The following is a 20,442-nucleotide window of genomic DNA, read 5'->3' as shown; positions in this document are numbered from 1 at the left end:
CGCGGATGCCTTTCTTGCGCCGCCAGTTCCTGCAACGGCTCGCCGCCCTGGCCGCGGCGGCGCCGCTCGCGTCCCGGGCCCAGGCCGCCTTCCCGTCGCGCCCGCTGCGCATCGTGGTGCCCAACGCGCCCGGCGGCGCCGCCGACCTGACGGCGCGCTCGGTCGGCCAAGCGATGTCGGCCGCCCTCGGCCAGCCGGTGGTGATCGAGAACAAGCCCGGCGCCGGCGGCGTCGTGGCCGGCGAGCAGGTCGCCCGGGCCGAGCCGGACGGCCACACCTTGCTGCTGGTCTCCAGCGGCACCGCGGTGAGCGCGGCCCTGTTCAAGGCGCTGCCCTTCGACACGCTGCGCGACTTCGCGCCGGTGTCGCTGATGGCCACCTTCGACCTGGTGCTGGTGGCCGCCGAGGGCGGGCGCTTCCGCACCCTGCAGGACCTGCTGGACTACGCACGGGCCAACCCCGGCAAGCTCAACCTCGGCTCGCCCCAGGTGGGCACGACGCAGAACCTGGCGGCCGAACTGTTCAAGGCGACCGCCGGCATCTCGGCCCAGGTCGTGCCCTTCAACGGAACGCCGCCGGTGATCACCGCGCTGCGCTCCGGCGAGATCGACGCGGGCGTGGACATCCTGGGCCCGCTGGTCGGCCAGATCCGCTCCAGGGCGCTTCGGCCGCTGGCGGTGCTGGGCGCGAAGCGCGCGCCCCAGTTCCCCGACGTACCCACCGCCCGGGAAGTCGGCGGGCCGCTGGCCTCGTTCAACGTGACCTCGTGGAACGGGCTGGCGGCGCCGGCGAAGACGCCCGCAGCGGCCATAGAGCGCTTGAGCCGCGAAGTGAACGCCGCGGTCGCCAAGGCCGACGTGCGCCAGCGCCTGGCGGAACTCAACCTGGTCGCGCAAGGCAGCACGCCGGCGCAGCTGCGCGAGCACCTGGCCGCCGACGTGCGGCGCTGGTCCGACGTGATCGCCCGCGCCGGCATCCCCCGGCAATAAGGAGACGCCATGGAAGTTCGACGCATCGGCCTGATCGGCTACGGCGAGGTGGGCAAGATCTTCAGCCTGGGCCTGAAGTCCAGGCCCGGCGTCGTGGACGTGGGCGCCTGGGACCTGAAGTTCGGACCGCCGGCTCCGGCCGCGGCCGGCACCGCGCAATCGACCGGCAGCGCGCAATCGACCGGCAGCACGCCCCCGGCCGGCCTCACGCGCTCCACCGACACCACGCACCCGATGTTCATCCCCGCGCAGGCAGGGCCCCGGGAGGCCGAACGCGCGCACGCCCGCGCCGCCGGCGTGGTGGCGCACGACTCGATACGGTCGCTGTGCGAAGCCAGCGACCTGGTGATTTCCGCCGTCACCGCGTCCAACACACTGGCCGTGGCGCAGGAAGCCGCGCCGTTCCTTCGGCCCGGCACGGTGTTCCTGGACCTGAACTCCGCATCGCCCGGCACCAAGCAGCAGGCGGCGGCGCTCGTCGATGCCCGCGGTGCGCACTACGTCGAGGCCGGCGTGATGACGTCGGTGCCGCCCTACGGCATCCGCGTGCCCATGCTGCTGGGCGGCGCCCAGGCGGCCGAACTGGCGCAGCTGCTCACGGGCTGGGGCCTGGACGCCAGGGCCGTGTCGGAGCGGCTGGGCGTCGCCAGCGCGATCAAGATGTGCCGCAGCGTGATGATCAAGGGCCTGGAGGCGCTGGTGATCGAGAGCTACGCGACCGCACGCCAGTACGGCGTGGAGGACCACGTGCTCCCCACGCTGGCCGAGACCTTCCCCTCCATCGACTGGCCGAAGCAGGGCGCCTACTTCTTCAGCCGCGTGGTGCAGCACGGCAAGCGCCGCGCCGAGGAGATGCGCGAAGCCGCCAACACCGTGGAGGAAGCGGGCTTCCCGCCCATGCTGACGGCGGCCATCGCCGAGAAGCAGCAGTGGGTGGCCGACCTCGCGGCGCAGGGCGTGTTCAAGGACCTGCCCAAGGACGCGCCCTGGCAGGCCTACGCCGACGCGCTGATCGCCGCCCGCAAGCGCTGATCCGGAACGAGAGCGCGTGCTGCAGGTCCTGTCCATCACCGTCCCGATCTACGTGGTGATGGCCGTGGGGTGGCTGGCCACCCGCGGCGGGCTGTTCGAGCGGACCGACCTGCGGGTCTTCGGCAAGTACGTGATCAACATCGCGCTGCCGGCGCTGCTGTTCAACGCGCTGTCGCAGCGCAGCGTGGCCGAGGTGCTGAACCCGGTCTTTGTCGCCGCCTACGCGGGCGGCTCGCTGCTGGCCATGGGTGCCGGCCTGTTCTGGGCGCGGCGGGTGGCGGGCAAGTCGATGTCGGCCAGCGCCATCATGGCCATGGGCATGTCCTGCCCGAACAGCGGCTTCATCGGCTTCCCGCTGGTGATGCAGGTGTTCGGCTCGTCCACCGCCGGCGTCGGCCTGGCGCTGGCGATGGTGGTGGAGAACTTCCTGCTGCTGCCGCTGGCGCTGGCCCTGGCCGACAGCGACACGGGCGAGGCCGGCGCCACCGGCACGCGCGGGGAGCGCCTGCGCGCGGCGCTCGCGCAATCCGGCCGTGCGGTGCTGCGCAACCCCATGATCCACGGCATCGCGCTGGGCTTCCTGTTCTCGGTGCTCGGCTGGCGCCTGCCGGAGCCGCTGGCCAAGGCGGTGAACCTGTTCGCCATGTCCACGGCTGCGATCTCTCTGATGGTGATCGGCGGCACGCTGGTGGGCATCCGCGCGCGTGGCATGGCCCACGACGTGGGGGTGATCGCGGCCGGCAAGCTGCTGCTGCATCCCCTGGCCGTGCTGCTGATGGTGGTGCTGCTGCCGCCGATGGACCGCGAGCTGCAGACGGCCGTGGTGATGATGGCCGCCGTGCCCATGCTGAGCATCTACCCGATCATGGCGCAGAAGCACGGCCACGACGCCATGGCGGCGGCGGCGCAGCTGGGGACGACGATCCTGTCGTTCTTCACGCTGACCAGCCTGCTGTGGCTGCTGGGGCAGGTGCCGCGCTGAGGCGTCCGGAGCAGGGGGCGGGCAAAAAAAAGCGGCCGGATGGACCGGCCGCAAACTCGCTCTACGAGGACACCAAAAAAGTCGGGCGCTGGGTCGGGGCGCCTTCAATCGAGCGCGCGGAAGACCAGCACGCGGTTGTTGCTGCCGTCCACGACGATCATGTTTTGGCCGTCGAAGCGCACGCCCGAGGGGTTGTTCATGGACGTTGCGCTGGGCGGGCCCGGTGTTCCGGTGACGAAATCGGCGTGACCCACCACCCGGTCGGCGGGCTGCGTGCTGGACGTCGGGATGCTGTTCCAGATCAGGACGCGGTTGTTCTGACGGTCCACCACGGCCATCTCCCCGGTCTCGCTCACATCGACCGAGATCGGATCGAAGAGCGTCGAGGCCGTCGGCGCCGGCCCGCCGGCGTTGGTGAGGGCCTTGTCGAAGTCTGACTGACCAATCACGTGGTTGGCGGCCTGGGCGTCTTCGGTCGGCAGGTTGTCCCAGATCAGGACACGGTGATTGCGCCGGTCCACCACGATCAGCTTCTCGCCGTTCGTCCACACGGAGGTCGGTCCGTTGAGGGTTTCAGCGCTTGGGGCATCGCTTGCGCGGTTTCCGTCACGATCGTTCGCGACGCAGGTGTCTTTCCGCTGCTGCCCGAGGACGACCCTGGCGTTTCCCAGAGCACCGCCACCTGCGGGAATCGGGTCCCAGATCAGGACGCGGTGGTTGCCCGTGTCGGCCACGACCAGCTGGCCCGCGGGCGTCAGGTAGGCCGCACGCGGCCCGTTCAGTGCGCTTGCGGTGCAGGGCGCACCGCCCCCTGCGGTCGCGGCAGGCGCGCCGGGCGGCTCATCCGGCACGGCGTCGAAGATGGCCACCAGGTTGTCTTCGACGACCACCAGCTTCTGCTCATGGATGGAGACACCGGCGGGAACGGAGTTGTCGACGGTGAAAGTGAAGGCGGCGGCGGGTCCGTCGCCATCCATGTACTGGCGGAAAACCCTGACGCCTCCCTGCGAGGGCACGAAGAGCTTTCCGTCGGAGCTCACCGCAGGACTGCCGGCTGGGAAATCCAGACTGATGAGGGGATCGCCCGAGACGCTCCCGCTGTCGAAGTTCTGTTGCCCGATCACCCGGAAGGCGGCCAGCGCTTGCGGAGCGGGTGGCGGTGCCGGCGAAGGCGCCGGAGCCGGCGCTGGTTCGGATGAACCTCCGCCGCCGCCCCCACACGCCGCGGCGAACACCGCCAGGAAAGCTGCTGCGAGAAGCCGTTGCCGCGTGCTTGCATGAACTCCCATGTCACTCCTTGGTGGGATGAAAAAGCCGGCGGATGCTCCGGCCAAAGTCACCGCCCACCAAGGAATGAGGTCACGCCGCAAGGGCGACGCGACCGGAATCGGACCTGCGCGGCTAGAACAGCAGCGCCACCACGTAGATCCCGATCATCACGAACGCCAGCACGAACTTCGCCAGCATCCCCGCCATCAGCCCCAGCCAGGTGGCCACGCCCACGTGCACCGCGCGCCCGTGGTCGCGGCGCGCCATGAATTCGCCGATGGCCGCACCCACCAGCGGCATCACGAACACGCCGACGATCCCCATGAAGATGCCCGCCACCGTGCCGATGGCCGCGCCCCAGATCGCCTGCTTGCTCGCACCCACGCGCTTGGCGCCGAGCACGGCGGAGACGTAGTCCATCACCCAGGCCAGGACGGCCAGCACGGTGACCGCCGCGACCGCGAACCAGCCGACGCGGGTGAACCCGTCGATCCACGCGCCCAGCACGATTCCCGCCAGCACGAACAGCGTGCCGGGCAAAGCCGGCAGCACGATGCCGGCCAGGCCGAGCAGGATCAGGCCCCAGCTCACCAGCCACCAGAGTGTGTCCACCTGAAAGTCCTTTCTTGTTGGAAGCGCCGATCCTGGGGCCCGGCGTGGCGCGCAGCGGTCAACCGGCCCGAAGGAGCCATGCGGTCGTCCAGCCCACGACGAGCGCCAGCACCGGGATCGCCAGCAGCACCCCGCGGTAGCGTTGCGGGAGCGCGAGCAGCAGCCCGACGGTGAACAGCGCCGTCGGGTCCGGCATGGCGCCGGCAATCTCGGCCTGGGCCCAGCCGCGGCCGGCCAGCGGCGCGAGCAGCGGGTAGAGCAGGGCGGCCGAGGCGATGGTCAGCCCGAAGCGACGCAGCCCGTGCGACGGTGCCTGCGGCGCCTTGCCCAGGCCCAGCGTAAGCAGCAGCGCAGCCTGCGCCGCGAAGGCCAGGGCGAACCAGCGGGCGCCGGTGTTGATGTCGGCGAAGCGCTGCCAGTGGAACGCCCACGCGACCCCCGCCCAGGCCGCGGCCAGCGCCACGTTGGCCCAGGGCCTCGCGCGCCGCGGATCGCGTGCGGCCATGACAAGGAGGGCCACGCCCGCAGCCAGGAGGCCCCACTGCAACGGCCACAGCGCTTCGTTCCACGCCTGGAGCAGGCGGCCCCAGCTGCGGGCCGAGAACATCAGGAAGTCCGAGGGCCGGTAGCTCCACCACTCGGACATCGGTCAGAGCTTCCCGATGTGGTCGGCGATGCGGCGGCGCATCGCTTCGTCCGGCATCGGGCCCGAGCCCGCCGCCAGGTTCTCGCGCACATGCGCCACGCTGCTGGTGGCGGGAATGGCGCAGGTCACGGCCGGGTGCGAGACGATGTGCTTGAGCACCAGTTGCGCCCAGCTGGCGCAGCCGATCTCGGCGGCCCAGGGCGGCAACGGGTGGCGCTGCAGCTTGCGGGTCAGCGCGCCCTCCTGGAACGGCCGGTTCGCCAGCACCGCGATGCCGCGCTCGCGCGCCAGGGGCAGCAGCGTCTTCTCGGCGTCGCGGTCCACCGGGTTGTAGGTGAGCTGGATGAAGTCCAGGCGGTGCCCGCGCATGACCTGCTCGAAGTCCCGGTGGCGCCGTCCTTCCGAGGTGGTGATGCCCACGTAGCGCAGCCGGCCGGCCTTCTTCATCTCCTGCAGCAGCGGCAGCTTCTCTTCCCAGTCCAGCAGGTTGTGGACTTGCAGCAGGTCGAAACGCGGCACCTGCCAGAGCCGGCGCGAGGCCTCGATCTGCGCCGCGCCGTCGGAGGAGGTCCAGACCTTCTCGGCCGAGAACAGCGAATCCGGCATGCCCAGTTTCTGCAGACCTTCGCCGACGACGGGTTGCGAGGAGCCGTACATCGGGGAGCTGTCGATGAGACGCCCGCCGCCAGCGAAGAAGGCCCGCATGACGTCGGCGCACTGCTGCCGGCCCTGCGGGTCGCGGCCGACGTTGAAGGTGATCCAGGTGCCCAGGCCGACGAGGGGGATCTGTTCGCCGGAGGAGGGGATGGGCTTGGTGAGCGGGGCGGCGGGCGAGTTGGCGTGCGCGGGCACGAGGGCGCCAAGGCCCAGCAGCTGGAGCACGGTGCGACGGTCCATGGTGGCAGCGTAGCAGCGACCCGGTGTCCCCTCAGGCGTGCGGCACCACCTTCAGCGCCGTCTTCCGGATCAGCTCCACCGTCGCCCCCTGCACCGGCGTCACCGGCCGCTGCGCGCTGGTCGCCAGCGACAGCCGGATGCTCAGCGGCGGCTGCCCGATGGCCTGGGCGGTGAAGGCCGACGGCCGCGGCGAGTGCAGCAGCGCATTGCGCGAGAGGATGGCGCAGCCGGCCCCGTCCCGCACCAGGTCCAGGATGGCCTGCACGCCATCGATCTCCAGCGCCACGTCCGGCTTGCAGCCGATCGCCGCCAGGGCCGATTCCACGTGCATGCGGATCGCGTTCGGCCGCGTCGGGATCACCAGCGGCAGCGCGGCCACTTCGCGCAACCCGATCGGGCCGGGCGGCGGGTCCTCGTGCAGCCCCGGCGGCCGGGCGCGCACGAGCAGCAGTTCCTCGTGCAGCAGCGGCTCGGCGTCGAGCTCGCGTGAGGACTGGGCGTTGTAGAGCACCGCGATGTCGAGCCGGCCGCTGGCCAGGCCCGCCTCCAGTCCGCCGGACAGCCCCTCGCTGATCGACAGCCGCGCCTCGGGCATGGCCTGGCGGAAGGCGCGGGTCAGCGGCACGGTGAGCACGCGGGCCACGCTGCTCGGCAGCCCGACCGCCACGCGCCCCGACAGGCCGCCACGCAGCCGGCCGAGGTCGTCCCGCGCGCGCTGCACCTGGTGCAGGATGCCCCGGCCGTGCTCCATCAGCGTCTTGCCCGCTTCGGTGGGCACCGCGCCGCGGCCGTTGCGCACCAGCAGGGCCTGGCGAAGCTCGAGCTCGAGCAGCCGCACCTGCCGGCTGAGCGCGGGCTGGGCCACGTCGAGCTCGATCGCGGCTCGCGTGAAACTGCCGAGTTCGGCGACGCGAACGAAATACTCCAGCTGCCGCAGATCCATGCCGAAAGTGTAGTAGCGCTGGGGCAGCTATACGGGCTTGTTCTAGCTGATAGGCCCCCGGCCCGCTTTGCCGCGGGCGCCGGCCTTTGCAGAATGCCTGGATGCCGACCGGAGCCGCCCCATGAGTGCCCCCCTGCGCGGGATTTCGTCCATGGCCACCCGCCAGGTGCTGGCCGAACTGGCCTCCGCCTGGGAGCGACGCGGCGGAACGCCGCTGCAGATCGAATCGGTGGGCGGAGTGGATGCCGCAAAACGCGTCGCGGCCGGCGAGGCTTTCGACGTGGTGTTCCTCGCCTCCGACGCGATCGACAAGCTGCTTGCCGCAGGCCATGCGGCGGGCGACCGCGCCGACCTGGTGTTCTCCGGCGTCGCGGTGGCCGTGAGGAAGGGCGCCAGTCGGCCGGACATCGGCAGCGAGGAAGCACTCAAGCAGGCCGTGCGGGCCGCGCCCACCATCGGCTATTCCACCGGCCCGAGCGGCACCGCGCTGATGCGGCTGTTCGAGCGCTGGGGCATCGCCGACGAAGTGAAGCAGCGCACCGTGCAGGCGCCGCCTGGCGTGCCGGTGGGGTCGCTGGTGGCCAAGGGGGAAGTCGCGCTGGGCTTCCAGCAGTACAGCGAGCTGATGCACCTCGAAGGCATCGAGGTGCTGGGGCCGCTGCCGGAGCCTGTCCAGATCAACACCGTCTTTTCCGGCGCCGTGTGCGCCACCGCCGCGCAGCCGCAGGTCGTGCGCGAGCTGCTCGCCTTCATGGCGTCGCCCGAGACCGCGCAAGTCAAGCGGCGCTGCGGCATGGACGCCGCCTGACACCGAATCCGCCAAACAACCAGGAGACCGCCGAATGATCATCGACTGCCACGGCCACTACACCACCGCGCCCAAGGCGCTGGAAGACTGGCGCAACAAACAGGTCGCCGGCATCAAGGACCCGTCCGCGATGCCCAAGGTCTCGCAACTGAAGATCAGCGACGACGACATCCGCGAGACCATCACCGGCAACCAGCTCAGGCTGATGAAGGAGCGCGGCAACGACCTGACGCTGTTCTCGCCGCGCGCGAGCTTCATGGCGCACCACATCGGCGACTTCGACGTGTCCAGCACCTGGGCCGCCATCTGCAACGAGCTGTGCTTCCGCGTCGCGCAGCTCTTTCCGGACAACTTCGTGCCGGTGGCCATGCTGCCGCAGTCGCCGGGCGTGGACCCCAGGACCTGCATCCCCGAGATGGAGAAGTGCATCAGGGAGTACGGCGCGGTCGGCATCAACCTGAACCCCGACCCGTCCGGCGGCCACTGGAAGGAGCCGCCGCTCACCGACAAGTGGTGGTACCCCATCTACGAGAAGATGGTCGAGTACGACGTGCCCGCCATGGTCCACGTCTCGACCTCGTGCAACGCCTGCTTCCACACCACCGGCGCGCACTACCTGAACGCCGACACCACCGCCTTCATGCAGTGCGTGCAGGGCGACCTGTTCAAGGACTTCCCCAGCCTGCGCTTCATCATCCCGCACGGCGGCGGCGCGGTGCCCTACCACTGGGGGCGCTTCCGCGGCCTGGCGCAGGAGATGAAGAAGCCGCTCTTGGACACGCACGTGATGAACAACATCTTCTTCGACACCTGCGTGTACCACCAGCCCGGCATCGACCTGCTCAACACCGTGATCCCGGTCAAGAACGTGCTGTTCGCCAGCGAGATGATCGGCGCGGTGCGCGGCATCGACCCGACCACCGGCAACTACTACGACGACACCAAGCGCTACATCGATGCCTGCGAGCGCCTGTCGCCGCAGGACCGCAAGGCGATCTTCGAAGGCAACGCGCGCCGCGTGTTCCCGCGGCTGGACACGCTGCTGGCGTCGCGCGGGCATTGAGGCGAGAGGAGCAACACATGTACGAACTCGGCGTCGTCTACCGCAACATCCAGCGCACCGACCGCGACACGGCGGACAAGCTGGCGCACCTCGGCTCGGCCACGGTCCACGAGGCCATGGGCCGCGTCGGCCTGATGGCCACCTCCATGCGGCCGATCTACGCGGGCGCCCAGGTGTCCGGCACCGCCGTCACCGTGCTGCTGCATCCGGGGGACAACTGGATGATGCACGTCGTGGCCGAGCAGATCCAGCCGGGCGACATCGTGGTGGCCGCCATCACCTCGCCCTGCACGGACGGCTACTTCGGCGACCTGCTCGCAACGTCCTTCAAGGCCCGCGGCGCCCGCGCGCTGGTCATCGACGCCGGCGTGCGCGACGTCAAGACCCTCACCGAGATGCAGTTCCCGGTATGGAGCAAGGCCGTCAGCTCCAAGGGCACGATCAAGGCCACGATCGGTTCGGTGAACATCCCGGTGGTGTGCGCCGGGATGATCGTGAACCCGGGCGACGTGGTGGTGGCCGACGACGACGGCGTGGTCGTCGTGCCGCGCGCGCTGGCCGCCAAGACCCTGGAAGCGGCCGCCGCCCGAGAGGCCAACGAAGGCGAGAAGCGCGCCAAGCTGGCGTCGGGCGTGCTGGGCCTGGACATGTACAAGATGCGCGAGCCGCTGGCCAAGGCCGGGTTGCGCTACGTCGACTGACCGCCATGACCAAACCCACCACAGGCGGATTCGAGAAGACCCCCGGCTGGCTCGACTGGTACACCGGTCCGAGCAAGCCGGAGTTCAAGGTCCCCCCCGGCAGCGTCGATGCGCACTGCCACGTCTTCGGCCCCGGCGCCGACTTCCCCTTCGCGCCGGAGCGCAAGTACACGCCCTGCGACGCCAGCTGGCAGCAGCTGTTCGCGCTGCGCGACCACCTGGGCTTCGACAAGAACGTGATCGTGCAGGCCACCTGCCACGGCGCCGACAACCGGGCCCTGGTCGATGCGCTGCAACGCGCCGAAGGCCGCGCGCGCGGCGTCGCCACCGTGCGCCGCAGCGTCACCGACCAGGAGCTGCAGGCCATGGACGCCGCCGGCGTGCGCGGCGTGCGCTTCAACTTCGTCAAGCGGCTGGTGGACTTCACGCCCAAGGACGAGCTCATGGAGATCGCCGCCCGCATCGCCCCGCTGGGCTGGCACGTGGTGATCTACTTCGAGGCGCAGGACCTGCCCGAGCTGTGGGACTTCTTCACCGCGCTGCCGACCACGGTGGTGGTGGACCACATGGGCCGGCCCGACGTCCGCAAGGGCGTGGACGGCGACGAGTTCGCGCTGTTCCTCAAGTTCATGCGCGAGCATCCCAACGTCTGGAGCAAGGTGAGCTGCCCCGAGCGCCTGTCGGTCGGCGGCCCGCCGGCGCTGGACGGCGAGCGCAACGCCTACCGCGACGTGGTGCCTTTCGCGCGCAAGGTGGTGGAGAGCTTCCCCGACCGCGTGCTGTGGGGCACCGACTGGCCGCACCCGAACCTGAAGGACCACATGCCCGACGACGGGCTGCTGGTGGACTTCATCCCGCACATCGCCACCACGCCGCAGCTGCAGAAGAAGCTGCTGGTGGACAACCCGACGCGCCTCTACTGGCCCGAACTCAAGCAAGGAGGCTGACCATGCCATTGGACAAGCCGTACAAGGACGTGCCCGGCACGACCATCTTCGACGCCGACCAGAGCCGCAAGGGTTACTGGCTCAACCAGTTCTGCATGTCGCTGATGAAGGCGCCCAACCGCGAGCGCTTCAAGGCCGACGAGCGCGCCTACCTGGACGAGTGGCCCATGAGCGAGGAGCAGAAGCAGGCGGTGCTGGCGCGCGACCTGAACCGCTGCATCTCGCTGGGCGGCAACATCTACTTCCTGGCCAAGATCGGCGCGACCGACGGCAAGAGCTTCCAGCAGATGGCCGGCTCCATGACGGGCATGAGCGAGGACGAGTACCGCAACATGATGATCGGCGGCGGCCGTCCCGCGAGCTGGACGTCGCCCGAGAAGGAGAAGAAGTAAATGGCCCGCATCACCGCCTCCGTCTACACCTCGCACGTCCCCGCCATCGGCGCCGCCATGGACCTGGGCAAGACCGAGGAGCCGTACTGGCAGAAGGTCTTCTCGGGCTACCAGTTCTCGCGCGAGTGGATGAAGCAGAACACCCCCGACGTGGTGTTCCTGGTCTTCAACGACCACGCCACGGCGTTCAGCCTGGACATGATCCCCACCTTCGCCATCGGCACGGCCGCCGAGTACGCCGTGGCCGACGAGGGCTGGGGTCCGCGCCCGGTGCCCAAGGTCGAGGGCCACCCCGAGCTGGCCGCGCACATCGCGCAGTCGGTGATCCAGCAGGACTTCGACCTCACGCTGGTCAACAAGATGGACGTGGACCACGGCCTCACCGTGCCCCTGTCGCTGATGTGCGGCCAGACCGAGGCCTGGCCGGTCAAGGTGATCCCCTTCGCGGTCAACGTGGTGCAGTACCCGGTGCCCAGCGGCATGCGGTGCTTCCGCCTGGGCCAGGCGATCCGCAAGGCGATCGAGAGCTACGACGAGGACCTGAACGTGCAGGTCTGGGGCACGGGCGGCATGAGCCACCAGCTGCAGGGGCCGCGTGCCGGCCTGATCAACAAGGAGTGGGACAACCGCTTCCTCGACCGCCTCCTCGACGACCCCGAGGGCCTGGCCGCGGTGCCGCACATCGACTACGTGCGCGAGGCCGGCAGCGAGGGCATCGAGCTGGTGATGTGGCTGATCGCACGCGGCGCGATGGCCGACGTCGCCGGCGGGAAGAAGCCGACCCTGAAGCACCGCTTCTACCACGTGCCTGCTTCGAACACGGCCGTGGGCCACATGATCCTGGAGAGCTGACATGGCGAACAAGAACACCCTGCGCATCGCGCTTGCCGGCGCCGGCGCCTTCGGCCAGAAGCACCTGGACGGGCTCAAGCTGATCGACGGCGTGCAGGTCACGTCGGTGATCGGCCGCGAGCTGGACAAGACCCGGGAGGTGGCGGCCAAGTACGGCATCGGGCATGCGACCACCGAGCTGGACGAGACCCTGGCCCGCGACGACGTCGACGCGGTGATCCTGTGCACGCCCACGCAGATGCACGCCTCGCAGGCCCTGGCCTGCCTGAAGGCCGGCAAGCACGTGCAGGTGGAGATTCCGCTGTGCGACAACCTGGCCGACGGCAAGGCGGTGCTGGACCTGCAGAAGAAGACCGGCCTGGTGGCGATGGTGGGCCACACCCGCCGCTTCAACCCCAGCCACCAGTACGTGCACAAGAAGATCCAGGCGCGCGAGTTCGCCATCCAGCAGATGGACGTGCAGACCTACTTCTTCCGCCGCACGAACATGAACGCGCTGGGCCAGCCGCGCAGCTGGACCGACCACCTGCTGTGGCACCACGCGGCCCACACGGTCGACCTGTTCCAGTACCAGACCGGCAGCCGCGTGGTGAAGGCCAACGCGGTCCAGGGGCCGATCCATCCCGCGCTGGGCATCGCCATGGACATGAGCATCCAGCTCCAGGCCGAGAACGGCGCCATCTGCACGCTGTCGCTCTCGTTCAACAACGACGGCCCGCTGGGCACGTTCTTCCGCTACATCGGCGACACGGCGACCTACATCGCGCGCTACGACGACCTGTTCAACGGCAAGGACGAGAAGATCGACGTGAGCAAGGTGGACGTGTCCATGAACGGCATCGAGCTGCAGGACCGCGAGTTCGTGGCGGCGATCCGCGAGAAGCGCGAGCCCAATGCGAGCGTGGCGCAGGTGCTGCCTTGCTACGAGGTGCTGGACCGGCTGGAAAAGCAGCTGGGCTGAAGCCAAGACAACCCGTCATTCCCGCGAAGGCGGGAATCCAGTGCGTCCGCCTTCGCGGACTGCGGTGGAAGCCCTGGATCCCCGCCTCCGCGGGGATGACGTCCTCTTCTGGAGACTCCTGATGCAGCAACGCACCCTCGGCCCCTTCACCGTCTCCGCCCTCGGCCTCGGCTGCATGAACCTCAGCCACGCCTACGGGGCACCGCCGCCGCCCGAGGACGGGGAACGCCTGCTGCTCGCGGCGCTGGACGAAGGCGTCACGCTGTTCGACACGGCGGCGCTTTACGGCTTCGGCGCCAACGAGACGCTCGTGGGCCGCGCGCTCAAGCCCCACCGCAGCCGCATCACGCTGGCCAGCAAGGGCGGCATGGCCGGCGTGACGGGCGACGACGGCGCCGTGCGGCGCGTGATCGACGGCCGGCCCGAGGCGCTGCGCCGCAACTGCGAGGACAGCCTGCGACGCCTGCAGACCGACGTGATCGACCTGTACTACCTGCACCGCTGGGACAAGAAGGTGCCGGTGGAAGAGAGCGTGGGCGCGATGAGCCGGCTGGTGGAGCAGGGCAAGGTGCGCACCCTGGGCCTGTCGGAGGTCTCGGCCGCGACGATCCGCAAGGCGCATGTGGTGCATCCGATCACGGCGGTGCAGACCGAGTACTCGCTGTGGACGCGCAACCCCGAGATCGCGGTGCTCGACGCCTGCCGCGAACTGGGCATCGCCTTCGTCGCTTTCAGCCCGGTGGCCCGCGGCTTCCTGTGCGACTCTTTGCACGACGTGGCCACGCTGGACGCCAAGGACATCCGCCGGTCCATGCCGCGGTTCGAACTGGAGCACTACGCCCGCAACCTGCGGCTGCTGCCCGGCTACAAGGCGCTGGCCCGGGAGGCGGGCTGCACGCCGGCCCAGCTGGCGCTGGCCTGGCTGCTGCACAGGCGCGAGGACATCATCCCCATCCCCGGCACGACGAAGGTGGCGCACCTGCGGGAGGACCTGGCGGCGGCGGACGTGAAGCTCGACCCGTCGCTGCTCGCGCGGGTCGAGGCGCACATCAACCAGCAGACGGTCAGCGGCCACCGCTATGGCGCACAGGCGCGCGGCGAGGTGGACACCGAGGACTACCCCCCGGCGTGAGTCAGTCGGCCGCCGGCTCCAGCTCCGGCCGGCCCCGCCGCTCGCCGTGCAGCACCACCACGCCGGCGCCCACCAGCAGCGCGATCCCCGCCCACGCCATCGGATTGGGCACGTCGCCCCAGACGGCGAACCCCAGCACCAGCGCGAACAGCAGCCCCGTGTAGCGGAACGGCGCCACCAGGCTCATCTCGCCCGAGCGCATCGCCACGGTGAGGGAGAAATAGCCCCCGCTCAGGAACACGCTGGCCGCGGCCAGCAGCGCGAGCTGCGTCGCGTTCACCGGCTGCCAGTCGCGCGCCACCAGGCCCCACAGCCCGGCCAGCAGCGTGACGGCCACCGCCGTGCTCAGCGTGATCAGGATGGACGGGATGCGCTTGTCGATGGTGCGCGTGGTCAGGTCCCGCGCCGCGTGCAGCAGCGTGCCGCCCAGGCAGAGCAGGGCGTAGGCGTTGAAGCCCGCAGCCGTGGGCTGCACCACCAGCAGTACGCCGGCGAACCCGGTGGCCAGGGCCAGCCAGCGCCGCGCGCCGACCTTCTCGGCGAAGCCGATCACCGCGAACAGCGTGATGAACAGCGGCGTGGCCATGTTGATCGCGGTCGCGTTGGCCAGCGGCAGGTGGAACAGCGACGTGAGGTAGGTCATCGTCGCGAAGGCGTCGAAGCCGGCCCGCACCATCACCCGCCTTTCCGTGAGCACCGCCATGCTGGACGTTGCGCGCATCGCATGCGCGATGGCCAGCACCAGCACGGTGGCGAACAGGCCGCGGATGAAGATCAGCTCGGAGCCGGGAAGCGACTGGCCGACGTACTTCACCAGCGAATCGTTGGTGACGAAGCTGGCCATGCCGGCCGACAGGGCCAGCACGCCGCGGCGGTTGGCGGCGCGCTGCGCCGCGGCCGTGGCGTCCGCGGTCAATGCTTGGCGTGGCCCTGCGCGGCCGCGATGGCCATCAGCCGGTCGGTGTAGGCGATGGCCATGGCCGACAGCAGGAAGGTGATGTGGATCGCCGTCTGCGCGATCAGCACCCGGTCGGTGTAGTTGTCGGCGTTGATGAAGGTCTTGAGCAGGTGGATCGAGCTGATGCCGATGATGGCGGTGGCCAGCTTGACCTTGAGCACCGATGCGTTGACGTGGCTCAGCCATTCGGGCTGGTCCGGGTGGCCTTCGAGGTTCATGCGGCTGACGAAGGTTTCGTAGCCGCCCACGATCACCATGATCAGCAGGTTGGAGATCATCACCACGTCGATCAGCGCCAGCACCACCAGCATGATCACCGTCTCGTTCAGCGAGGTGATCGGGGCCGTGGTCTTGTAGCCGATGCTGGTGATGAGCTGCTGCAGCGCCGTCTGGCTGCCGAAGGCGGCTTCCAGCAGGTGCACCAGCTCCACCCAGAAGTGGAAGACGTACACCGCCTGCGCCGCAATCAGCCCCAGGTACAGGGGCAGCTGCAGCCAGCGGCTGGCGAAGATCAGGTTGGGAAGGGGACGCAGCGGGGACTCGCGGCGCAGGAGGGGATTGGGTTCGGCCATGTAGGGGTGGGGAAATGTCGGCGCGATTGTAGATTTGCCCCATGGCCAGCCCCGCCGATCCGCTGTAACTTTGTAAGCTGCGGGCCAGTCAGTCGAATGTAAGTGGTCCCGCCGACAGTACGCCGCGATTCCCACCCTAGCCGGAGACAAGCATGAGCGCCATCGAATCGGTCCTGGTCGAAAACCGCGTCTTCCCTCCGCCCGAGGCGGCCGTGCGAGGCGCCCGCATCGCGGGCATGGCGGCCTACGAGGCGCTGTGCCAGGAGGCGGAGCAGGATTTCGAGGGCTTCTGGGCCCGGCTGGCGCGCGAGAACGTGCAGTGGACCAAGCCGTTCACCAGGACGTTGAACGAGTCCAGGGCGCCGTTCTACAGGTGGTTCGAGGATGGCGAGCTCAACGCCTCGGCCAACTGCCTGGACAAGCACATCGGCACGCCGGTGGAGAACAAGACGGCCATCGTGTTCGAGGCCGACGACGGCGCCGTCACCAACGTGACCTACAAGGAGCTGCTGGCGCGGGTGAGCCGCTTCGCCAACGCGCTCAAGGCCCAGGGGATCCGGAAGGGCGACCGCGTCATCATCTACATGCCGATGACCATCGACGGCGTGGTGGCCATGCAGGCCTGCGCGCGCATCGGCGCCACCCACAGCGTGGTGTTCGGCGGCTTCTCGGCCAAGGCGCTGAACGAACGCATCATCGACGCCGGCGCGGTGGCGGTGATCACGGCCAACTTCCAGATGCGCGGCGGCAAGGAGCTGCCGCTCAAGGCCATCGTGGACGAGGCCATCGCCATGGGCAGCTGCGACACGCTCAAGTCGGTGCTGGTCTACATGCGCACGCCGACCGCCTGCACCATGGTGGCGGGGCGCGACAAGACTTTCGAAGAGGCGCTCCAGGGCCAGTCCGACCGGTGCGAGCCCGTGCCCGTGGACGCGGAGCATCCGCTCTTCGTGCTCTACACCTCGGGCTCCACCGGCAAGCCCAAGGGCGTGCAGCACGCCACCGGCGGCTACGTGCTGTGGGCCAACCTCACCATGCAGTGGACCTTCGACATCCGGCCGCAGGACGTGTTCTGGTGCACCGCCGACATCGGCTGGATCACCGGCCACACCTACGTGGCCTACGGCCCGCTGTCGGTGGGCGCCACGCAGGTGATCTTCGAAGGCATCCCCACGTACCCCAACGCCGGCCGCTTCTGGCAGATGATCGAGAAGCACAAGGTGACCGTCTTCTACACGGCGCCCACGGCGATCCGCTCGCTGATCAAGGCGGCCGAGACCGACGAGAAGGTGCACCCGAAGAACTCGGACCTGTCGTCGCTGCGCATCCTGGGCAGCGTGGGCGAGCCGATCAACCCGGAAGCGTGGATGTGGTACCACCGGAACGTGGGCGGCGAGCGCTGCCCGATCGTGGACACCTTCTGGCAGACCGAGACCGGTGGCCACATGATCACGCCGCTGCCGGGCGCCACGCCGCTGGTGCCGGGCTCCTGCACGCTGCCGCTGCCGGGCATCATGGCCGCCATCGTCGACGAGACCGGCAAGGACATCCCCAACGGCGCCGGCGGCATGCTGGTGGTCAAGCGCCCCTGGCCTTCGATGATCCGCACCATCTGGGGCGACCCCGATCGCTTCAAGAAGAGCTACTTCCCCGAGGAGATGGGCGGCAAGCTGTACCTGGCGGGCGACGGCGCGGTGCGCGACGCGCAGCGCGGCTACTTCCGCATCACCGGCCGCATCGACGACGTGCTGAACGTCTCGGGCCACCGGCTGGGCACGATGGAGATCGAATCGGCCCTGGTGTCCAAGACCGACCTGGTGGCCGAGGCCGCCGTGGTGGGGCGGCCGGACGAGCTCACCGGTGAGGCGGTCTGCGCCTTCGTCGTGCTCAAGCGCCCGCGCCCGACCGGCGACGAGGCCAAGCAGATCGCCAACGACCTGCGCAACTGGGTGGCCAAGGAGATCGGCCCCATCGCCAAGCCCAAGGACATCCGCTTCGGCGACAACCTGCCCAAGACACGCAGCGGCAAGATCATGCGGCGCCTGTTGCGCAGCATCGCCAAGGGCGAGGCGATCACGCAGGACACCAGCACGCTGGAGAACCCGGCCATCCTTGAGCAGCTGGCCGAGAAGATCTGACGGACCAGCGTCCAAAACAAAAGGCCCGCATCAGCGGGCCTTTTGTCTGAAGCCTTTCGGCTTATTTCTGGCTCATCACCCAGGCCGCCAGCTTCTTGGCTTCCGCCTCGCTGACCTGCGTGTTGGCCGGCATCGGGACCGGGCCCCAGACGCCGGAGCCGCCCTTCTGGATCTTGGCGGCGAGCTTGTCGACGGCGTCCTTCTGGCCGGCGTACTTGGCCGCCACGTCCTTGTACGACGGGCCGACCAGCTTCTTGTCCGTGGCATGGCAGGCCATGCAGTTCTTGGCCGTGGCCAGCGCCTGGTCCGCCAGGGCGGGACCGGCCACGGCGAACGCGGCGGCAAGGGCGATCAGGGCACGTTTCATGAAGCGATCCTCTATGGTTGGGTTACAGTGCTTGAACGTGATTGTATTGACCTTGGTTGACCGGATGGGTTCCCGCCCGTGAAGGCCAGGTAAACGGCGCCAAGAGCGGAGCGGAGAGTCGTCGATGTTGTTCCTCGGTGTGGGCATGCTGTTGCTGGCCCTGAAGTACCTGGAGATCGACCCGGTGGCGGGCTGGCCCTGGTGGGGCGTGCTGATCCCCTTCGGCCTGGCCGCCGTGTGGTGGACCTGGGCCGACTGGTCGGGCTACACCAAGAAGAAGGCCGTGCAGCGCGAGAACGACAAGCGCAAGGCCCGCATCGACAAGAGCCGCCAGGCCATGGGCCTGCCGACGAAGAAGCGCTGAGCTGCCCGCGCGGTCGCGCTAGCCGATCCCGCGAACCTGCTTGCGCTGCAACGGCGCGATGGCAGGCCCCTCGATCACCGTCCCGTCCGGCCGGAACCGGCTGCCGTGGCAGGGACAGTCCCAGCTGGTCTCCACGCTGTTCCAGTGCACCTTGCAGCCCATGTGCGTGCACACCGATGACACGGCGAAGAGTTCACCCTCCGGCGAGCGCCAGGCCGCCACCGTCTCGCCTTCGCTGTCGACGATGGCGCTGTCGCCGGGCGCCAGGCTGACCAGCTTTTCCTGCTTCCGGTGCGTGACGTAGTCCTTCACCAGCGACTGCGCCATCGTGGAGAACTCCTCGAGCAGGGCCTTGCCGCCCTTGACCGGCGTGAAGCGCCCCGGCGTGCAGCGTTCGATGAAGGTGTCCCTCTGCCCCGCCAGCTGCGCCGCGATGCCGCGCGCCGCCACCGTGCCCCACGTCAATCCGTCGGCGGCGAATCCCGAGGCGACGAAGCAGCCCGAGTGGTCGCGGCCGATGTAGGGCAGGCCGTCGTGCGACCGGTAGTTCTGCGCCGACCACCGATGGACCGCGCGGCCGGGGCTGAGGTAGCTGTTGGCCATGGCCTCGACGGCCATCAGCGCCGCCTTGGCGTTGTGGGTGCCGACCTTCTGCTCGGGGCCGATGGCGACCAGGAAGCGCCGGCCCTCGTGCTCGAGGATGCGCACCGACAGGCCCTCGTCGCCCTCCCACCAGAAGATGCCGGGGCCGGGGTCGACGGCGCCCACCTCGAACGCCACGGCGTATTCGCGGTGCACCGGCATCTCGGCGTGGACCACGTGCACGCCCTTGGGCGAGTGCGTGGCCAGCACCATCTCGCCGGCCCGGACCGTGCCGGTGGCGGTGGTGGCCACCCGCTGCTTGAAGTCGAACTCCACCACGCGCGAATGCTCGTGGATTGAGGCACCGGCCTGCGCGGCACGCTGCGCCAGAGCGGCCACGTAGGCCTGGGGCTGGAACTGAGCCTGGTCCTCGAGCACCAGCACCTGTCCCGACGGCGGCGGCAGGCCGCCCGGCAGGCCGCTGTCCAGCCGCACCCGGCATCCCAGCCGCGCCAGCACCTTGTGCTCCTGCTCGATGGCCGCGTGGTCCGAGGCGAAGCGGGCCGCGCGGTAGAGCGCGCAGCGGGTGAACAGCGCCGAAGGGATGTCGCGGCACTGCGCCTCGACGAAGTCGACCGCGGCCGTGCGCGCGGCCAGCACTTCCCTGGCGACGGGGTCGCCCCAGTGCGAAGCGATGCCCGACAGGCCCCGGCTGGCGGTGGCGTACAGGTTGCCGGTGGAGTGGCCGGTGCTGCCGCTGCCGATCGTCTCCGCCTCCAGCAGCACGACCTTGCGGCCCTGCTGGGCGAGCAGCAGCGCTGTCGTGACGCCGGTGATGCCGCCCCCGACCACCATGACGTCGCACTCCACCGAGCCCTGCAGCGTGCCGAAGCCCGGGGCGCGCGCGATCGCGCGCCACAGCGAACTGGTGTCCATGGCGTTCTCCTGGTGCGGGAGATTCGATGCTAGGAGGGGGGGCGAGCGGGGCGGTGTAGGAGAAATGCGGGAACGGGTTGTGCTGTTGCGTTCGGGTGCGTTCGGGTGCGGTTGGGCAGGGTGGGCTCGGGCAGGGCGCCTGCGCGGCAGGCGGTGCCTGGCCCGGGCTCATGGTGGGCCGGTTGGCTCGCGCTTTGCGCTCGCAACTCGCAGGGCATTCCGCGGCCCGGCCTGCGCGGCAGAACTCACTGCGCTGCTACGCAGCTCCGTTCAGACAGCTGCCGCGAGTCAGAGGTTGA

At 69.6% G+C, this 20,442-nt stretch carries 22 protein-coding genes; 13 read left to right on the top strand and 9 right to left on the bottom strand.

Annotated features, from left to right (window positions below; genetic code table 11):
- Nucleotides 1–5 precede the first annotated feature (5 nt).
- Genes ASG30_RS20195 through ASG30_RS20185 form a run of 3 tightly spaced genes read left to right on the top strand, consistent with a single transcriptional unit; the run spans nt 6 to nt 3,003 of the window.
- Entirely contained in the window at nt 6–989 is a 984-nt protein-coding gene (locus ASG30_RS20195; RefSeq protein WP_055901257.1) for a Bug family tripartite tricarboxylate transporter substrate binding protein, read from the top strand.
- 9 nt (nt 990–998) lie between these two features.
- The gene (locus tag ASG30_RS20190) at nt 999–2,021 is read left to right on the top strand and encodes an NAD(P)-dependent oxidoreductase (RefSeq protein WP_055901254.1); all 1,023 of its coding nucleotides are present in this window, start codon (nt 999–1,001) and stop codon (nt 2,019–2,021) included.
- A gap of 16 nt (nt 2,022–2,037) precedes the next feature.
- Complete coding sequence (locus ASG30_RS20185; RefSeq protein WP_055901252.1) at nt 2,038–3,003, top strand: AEC family transporter; 966 nt, start codon at nt 2,038–2,040, stop codon at nt 3,001–3,003.
- A 104-nt stretch (nt 3,004–3,107) separates the two neighbouring features.
- On the opposite strand, the gene ASG30_RS20180 is transcribed toward ASG30_RS20185, so the two are convergent.
- The 5 genes from ASG30_RS20180 to ASG30_RS20160 form a co-directional block, all read right to left on the bottom strand.
- A complete protein-coding gene (locus tag ASG30_RS20180; protein WP_156385634.1) occupies nt 3,108–4,127 on the bottom strand; it encodes a hypothetical protein in 1,020 nt (339 codons plus the stop codon).
- A 277-nt stretch (nt 4,128–4,404) separates the two neighbouring features.
- A complete protein-coding gene (locus ASG30_RS20175) occupies nt 4,405–4,884 on the bottom strand; it encodes a DUF456 domain-containing protein (RefSeq protein ID WP_055901246.1) in 480 nt (159 codons plus the stop codon).
- Nucleotides 4,885–4,942: 58 nt separating this feature from the next.
- Entirely contained in the window at nt 4,943–5,530 is a 588-nt protein-coding gene (locus ASG30_RS20170; RefSeq protein WP_055901241.1) for a DUF6064 family protein, read from the bottom strand.
- Nucleotides 5,531–5,533: 3 nt separating this feature from the next.
- Nucleotides 5,534–6,427: an aldo/keto reductase gene (locus ASG30_RS20165; protein ID WP_055901238.1), complete on the bottom strand. Its 894-nt coding sequence runs from the start codon at nt 6,425–6,427 to the stop codon at nt 5,534–5,536.
- A gap of 31 nt (nt 6,428–6,458) precedes the next feature.
- Entirely contained in the window at nt 6,459–7,370 is a 912-nt protein-coding gene (locus ASG30_RS20160) for a LysR substrate-binding domain-containing protein (RefSeq protein WP_055901236.1), read from the bottom strand.
- Between the two features lie 121 nt (nt 7,371–7,491).
- On the opposite strand from ASG30_RS20160, the gene ASG30_RS20155 reads away from it, so the two are divergent.
- The 8 genes from ASG30_RS20155 to ASG30_RS20120 all read left to right on the top strand — a co-directional run bounded on the left by ASG30_RS20155 (nt 7,492) and on the right by ASG30_RS20120 (nt 14,226).
- Nucleotides 7,492–8,178, top strand: a complete 687-nt coding sequence (locus ASG30_RS20155; protein WP_082522226.1) for a substrate-binding domain-containing protein — start codon at nt 7,492–7,494, stop codon at nt 8,176–8,178.
- Between the two features lie 34 nt (nt 8,179–8,212).
- On the top strand, nt 8,213–9,241 hold the full coding sequence (locus tag ASG30_RS20150; RefSeq protein ID WP_055901229.1) for an amidohydrolase family protein: 1,029 nt from the start codon (nt 8,213–8,215) through the stop codon (nt 9,239–9,241).
- 17 nt (nt 9,242–9,258) lie between these two features.
- Nucleotides 9,259–9,942 carry a 4-carboxy-4-hydroxy-2-oxoadipate aldolase/oxaloacetate decarboxylase gene (gene ligK / locus ASG30_RS20145; RefSeq protein ID WP_055901226.1) on the top strand — a complete coding sequence of 228 codons (684 nt, stop codon included), beginning with the start codon at nt 9,259–9,261 and terminating at the stop codon, nt 9,940–9,942.
- Between the two features lie 5 nt (nt 9,943–9,947).
- Complete coding sequence (locus ASG30_RS20140; protein ID WP_055901222.1) at nt 9,948–10,889, top strand: amidohydrolase family protein; 942 nt, start codon at nt 9,948–9,950, stop codon at nt 10,887–10,889.
- Between the two features lie 2 nt (nt 10,890–10,891).
- Complete coding sequence (gene ligA, locus ASG30_RS20135) at nt 10,892–11,281, top strand: protocatechuate 4,5-dioxygenase subunit alpha (protein WP_055901219.1); 390 nt, start codon at nt 10,892–10,894, stop codon at nt 11,279–11,281.
- On the top strand, nt 11,282–12,133 hold the full coding sequence (locus ASG30_RS20130; protein WP_055901215.1) for a class III extradiol dioxygenase subunit beta: 852 nt from the start codon (nt 11,282–11,284) through the stop codon (nt 12,131–12,133). It begins immediately after the preceding gene.
- A 1-nt stretch (nt 12,134) separates the two neighbouring features.
- The gene (locus tag ASG30_RS20125; RefSeq protein WP_055901212.1) at nt 12,135–13,094 is read left to right on the top strand and encodes a Gfo/Idh/MocA family oxidoreductase; all 960 of its coding nucleotides are present in this window, start codon (nt 12,135–12,137) and stop codon (nt 13,092–13,094) included.
- Nucleotides 13,095–13,215: 121 nt separating this feature from the next.
- The gene (locus ASG30_RS20120) at nt 13,216–14,226 is read left to right on the top strand and encodes an aldo/keto reductase (protein ID WP_055901209.1); all 1,011 of its coding nucleotides are present in this window, start codon (nt 13,216–13,218) and stop codon (nt 14,224–14,226) included.
- A 1-nt stretch (nt 14,227) separates the two neighbouring features.
- Here the strand turns inward: ASG30_RS20120 and ASG30_RS20115 are convergent, their stop codons facing one another.
- Nucleotides 14,228–15,142 carry a DMT family transporter gene (locus tag ASG30_RS20115; RefSeq protein WP_082522225.1) on the bottom strand — a complete coding sequence of 305 codons (915 nt, stop codon included), beginning with the start codon at nt 15,140–15,142 and terminating at the stop codon, nt 14,228–14,230.
- Complete coding sequence (locus tag ASG30_RS20110; RefSeq protein WP_055901206.1) at nt 15,139–15,756, bottom strand: YqhA family protein; 618 nt, start codon at nt 15,754–15,756, stop codon at nt 15,139–15,141. Before ASG30_RS20110 ends, ASG30_RS20115 begins: the two co-directional genes overlap by 4 nt.
- A gap of 152 nt (nt 15,757–15,908) precedes the next feature.
- Between ASG30_RS20110 and acs the strand changes: the two genes are divergently transcribed.
- A complete protein-coding gene (gene acs, locus ASG30_RS20105; RefSeq protein ID WP_055901202.1) occupies nt 15,909–17,894 on the top strand; it encodes an acetate--CoA ligase in 1,986 nt (661 codons plus the stop codon).
- Nucleotides 17,895–17,955: 61 nt separating this feature from the next.
- Here acs and ASG30_RS20100 read toward each other — a convergent pair whose 3' ends face one another.
- Nucleotides 17,956–18,261, bottom strand: a complete 306-nt coding sequence (locus ASG30_RS20100) for a c-type cytochrome (RefSeq protein ID WP_055901199.1) — start codon at nt 18,259–18,261, stop codon at nt 17,956–17,958.
- A gap of 124 nt (nt 18,262–18,385) precedes the next feature.
- On the opposite strand from ASG30_RS20100, the gene ASG30_RS20095 reads away from it, so the two are divergent.
- Nucleotides 18,386–18,625 (top strand): TIGR04438 family Trp-rich protein, encoded by a 240-nt coding sequence (locus tag ASG30_RS20095; RefSeq protein WP_055901195.1) that lies wholly within the window; start codon nt 18,386–18,388, stop codon nt 18,623–18,625.
- Nucleotides 18,626–18,643: 18 nt separating this feature from the next.
- Here the strand turns inward: ASG30_RS20095 and ASG30_RS20090 are convergent, their stop codons facing one another.
- Complete coding sequence (locus tag ASG30_RS20090) at nt 18,644–20,143, bottom strand: FAD-dependent oxidoreductase (protein ID WP_055901190.1); 1,500 nt, start codon at nt 20,141–20,143, stop codon at nt 18,644–18,646.
- Nucleotides 20,144–20,442: the final 299 nt, after the last annotated feature.

The sequence above is a fragment of the Ramlibacter sp. Leaf400 genome (assembly GCF_001424545.1).
Lineage (GTDB): Bacteria > Pseudomonadota > Gammaproteobacteria > Burkholderiales > Burkholderiaceae_C > Ramlibacter.
The sequence above is the reverse complement of the archived record's forward strand: the minus strand, read 5'-3'. Positions and strand labels throughout refer to the sequence as shown.

Coding starts and splice junctions, on each gene's coding strand:
- ASG30_RS20195 (WP_055901257.1), top strand. CDS start 6: ATGCCTTTCTTGCGCCGCCAGTTCCTGCAACGGCTCGCCGCCCTGGCC.
- ASG30_RS20100 (WP_055901199.1), bottom strand. CDS start 18,261: ATGAAACGTGCCCTGATCGCCCTTGCCGCCGCGTTCGCCGTGGCCGGT.
- ASG30_RS20120 (WP_055901209.1), top strand. CDS start 13,216: ATGCAGCAACGCACCCTCGGCCCCTTCACCGTCTCCGCCCTCGGCCTC.
- ASG30_RS20110 (WP_055901206.1), bottom strand. CDS start 15,756: ATGGCCGAACCCAATCCCCTCCTGCGCCGCGAGTCCCCGCTGCGTCCC.
- ligA (WP_055901219.1), top strand. CDS start 10,892: ATGCCATTGGACAAGCCGTACAAGGACGTGCCCGGCACGACCATCTTC.
- ASG30_RS20190 (WP_055901254.1), top strand. CDS start 999: ATGGAAGTTCGACGCATCGGCCTGATCGGCTACGGCGAGGTGGGCAAG.
- ASG30_RS20140 (WP_055901222.1), top strand. CDS start 9,948: ATGACCAAACCCACCACAGGCGGATTCGAGAAGACCCCCGGCTGGCTC.
- ASG30_RS20125 (WP_055901212.1), top strand. CDS start 12,135: ATGGCGAACAAGAACACCCTGCGCATCGCGCTTGCCGGCGCCGGCGCC.
- ASG30_RS20130 (WP_055901215.1), top strand. CDS start 11,282: ATGGCCCGCATCACCGCCTCCGTCTACACCTCGCACGTCCCCGCCATC.
- ASG30_RS20150 (WP_055901229.1), top strand. CDS start 8,213: ATGATCATCGACTGCCACGGCCACTACACCACCGCGCCCAAGGCGCTG.
- ASG30_RS20165 (WP_055901238.1), bottom strand. CDS start 6,427: ATGGACCGTCGCACCGTGCTCCAGCTGCTGGGCCTTGGCGCCCTCGTG.
- ASG30_RS20155 (WP_082522226.1), top strand. CDS start 7,492: ATGAGTGCCCCCCTGCGCGGGATTTCGTCCATGGCCACCCGCCAGGTG.
- ligK (WP_055901226.1), top strand. CDS start 9,259: ATGTACGAACTCGGCGTCGTCTACCGCAACATCCAGCGCACCGACCGC.
- ASG30_RS20160 (WP_055901236.1), bottom strand. CDS start 7,370: ATGGATCTGCGGCAGCTGGAGTATTTCGTTCGCGTCGCCGAACTCGGC.
- ASG30_RS20090 (WP_055901190.1), bottom strand. CDS start 20,143: ATGGACACCAGTTCGCTGTGGCGCGCGATCGCGCGCGCCCCGGGCTTC.
- ASG30_RS20170 (WP_055901241.1), bottom strand. CDS start 5,530: ATGTCCGAGTGGTGGAGCTACCGGCCCTCGGACTTCCTGATGTTCTCG.
- acs (WP_055901202.1), top strand. CDS start 15,909: ATGAGCGCCATCGAATCGGTCCTGGTCGAAAACCGCGTCTTCCCTCCG.
- ASG30_RS20095 (WP_055901195.1), top strand. CDS start 18,386: ATGTTGTTCCTCGGTGTGGGCATGCTGTTGCTGGCCCTGAAGTACCTG.